The following is a 1825-nucleotide window of genomic DNA, read 5'->3' on the forward strand; positions in this document are numbered from 1 at the left end:
ACAAAAGCGCAGAAGGTCTTTGGCTACACAACGACAGACTATCTGAACGGATTTCAGTATGAAAATGAGAAGCTGAAATTTTTCCCGACAGCAGAAGGATTTTATAATGCGGAAAGAGGAGAATATGTATACAACTACACAGATCATCTGGGTAATGTAAGGCTGAGCTACAATGCAGCAGATGGCGGAGGAATCGCTGTTTTGGAAGAAAGCAACTACCATCCTTTCGGATTGAAGCATCAGGGGTATAATGACGGGTCTTTATTAAATGATTTTGGAACAAACTATAATTATAAGTACAACGGAAAGGAGCTGCAGGAAACGGGAATGTATGATTATGGAGCAAGGTTTTATATGCCGGATATCGGAAGATGGGGTGTTGTCGATCCGCTCGCGGAAAAATTTCATTCATATAGTCCTTATAATTATGTAATGAATGATCCTATTGCCAATTATGACCCAGATGGGATGGATGTAAAAAATGATTACAAACTTCTGCAAAATGGTCAAGTTCAACTTATAGAAAGGAACAACGATAAATCAGATACTTTGTATGCTACAGATAAAAACGGAAAAGTTGACAAATCCAAAAGCGTTACTGTTAAAAAAACAAAAGCATCAGATAGCTCAATTATTGGAGACTTAGCCAAAGGAGGTATTCCTGATAATTCAACACGTTTTAATGATGTTCGTGAAAAAGCATTTCCTTTAGGGATAAATCGAGCTCGCACTACTAACGCTTCTGATGCAGCCAATGTATTTTTATTTGCTGCTAACAATTCTAACGTTGAATGGGGACTTGCGGGATATAACACTGGTAAAAATATGACCTATGCCCTTTGGACAGGGCATTCTGAAGATATGACACCAAACAGTATTTTATATCAAGGAATATCTAAACTTTCTTTTGAGATTCATACTCACCCTGGAAATGTAACCTTTCCATCTCCTGTCAATAGCATGAATGAAGGAGATTATGGATCTGCTGCTTGGATCGATTCCAAATTTGCAAAAAACAGAAATTATCCTAGACATTTTGTTTATTCGCAAAAGAATAAACATCTTTGGGAATATAATTATTACAATGAGACGTCGGCTAAATTCTATCCAGGAAAACCTGGCGTAATTAGACCAATGCCTGTTAATGGTAAAATCGATTTAAAAACATTAAGAAAATGAAAAAAATAGTATTAATGTTAATATTTGTGTTATTATATTCTTGTAAAAAAGAAGTGAAAAATCCTTATTTTGTATCTGATGAAATATATAACAAAATTATTGAGGGCACAGATATTATTCATCAAGAAATCTCAGAAAGTGACAGATTGTTTTATGTATTAAATAGATATGATACATTAATAATAATGTCTGTAAAATATGAGAATGTTATAAAACCTACTTTTATGATAAAAAAAGAAGGAACATTTTATACCGACTGTTGTAAAATTATAATTACTAAACCATATAATCCTAGTTTTAAAATCATTAAAACCCCAAATAGATTGAAACAAAATGATGTTTCTGAATATTTAGATTTTTATAATGGGAATGATTATCAAAAGGGAGTAATGTATAAGATAAAAGACTTAAACCACTTAGAATTAATTAGAAAAGGAGATTTAAGAAAATATTTTTATCCAATTAAAGAATATAATTTACCAGTTATAAAACCCCCAAAAGAGTATTTAGGAAAACCCTATAAAAAATAATCCGATTTTCACCCCGCTGACGCGAGCGTCCGCTCGTGCCGGTAACATAATAAGAACCCACCGCTTTGCGGTGGGTTTTCATAAAACTTCTTATCTTACCGTGCCGACGGGACAAA

Annotated in this window: 2 protein-coding genes; both read left to right on the forward strand. The window is 33.5% G+C overall.

What is annotated here, in order from left to right; all coding sequences use genetic code 11:
* Positions 1-1179: RHS repeat-associated core domain-containing protein (locus U9K52_RS21135; RefSeq protein WP_322928013.1), on the forward strand; the 1179-nt coding region annotated here is incomplete at its 5' end.
* Positions 1176-1709: a hypothetical protein gene (locus tag U9K52_RS21140; RefSeq protein ID WP_322928014.1), complete on the forward strand. Its 534-nt coding sequence runs from the start codon at positions 1176-1178 to the stop codon at positions 1707-1709. The genes U9K52_RS21135 and U9K52_RS21140, both read left to right, overlap by 4 nt.
* Positions 1710-1825: the final 116 nt, after the last annotated feature.

Source organism: Chryseobacterium sp. MHB01, from assembly GCF_034651565.1.
In the GTDB taxonomy this organism is placed as follows: Bacteria; Bacteroidota; Bacteroidia; order Flavobacteriales; family Weeksellaceae; genus Chryseobacterium; species Chryseobacterium nepalense.

Excerpts from the sequence above, each read along its gene's own strand:
- U9K52_RS21140 (WP_322928014.1), top strand. The coding sequence starts at position 1,176 with ATGAAAAAAATAGTATTAATGTTAATATTTGTGTTATTATATTCTTGT.